We start from the raw sequence: 367 nt of genomic DNA on the forward strand, positions 1-367 counted from the left end.
AAGGTAATGACTCGTCATTGTCACGAATGCATGTGTGAGGTGGAGTTCAGTGTTAAGGGTGACCAGGTTTTTCGCGCATTTTGGGAAGTAAGAAGGGCGCGAAGCAAAGCTGATGGAAAATTACAAAGCCCCAAAGTTGAGCTAGCACTGCTCGGGGCCGGTGAGGAGGGGCGCGATAAAATTATTGCTGATAAGCTCCGCGACAAACTAGAACATATCGCCGAAATAACGGGCTTGGATTTTTCACGTTTTACAAAATCCATGCTTCTGGCTCAAGGTGGCTTTGCAGCCTTCCTCAATGCAAATTCGGGAGACCGGGCAGAACTTCTTGAAGAGTTAACGGGAACGGACATATACGGCAGAGTTT

The 367-nt window shown here is 48.0% G+C and carries 1 protein-coding gene; it reads left to right on the forward strand.

Annotated elements, in window-relative coordinates; genetic code table 11:
- On the forward strand, positions 1–367 hold a 367-nt coding region (locus A3757_RS26485), incomplete at both ends, for a hypothetical protein (RefSeq protein WP_231878226.1).

The sequence above is a fragment of the Oleiphilus sp. HI0117 genome, assembly GCF_001635235.1.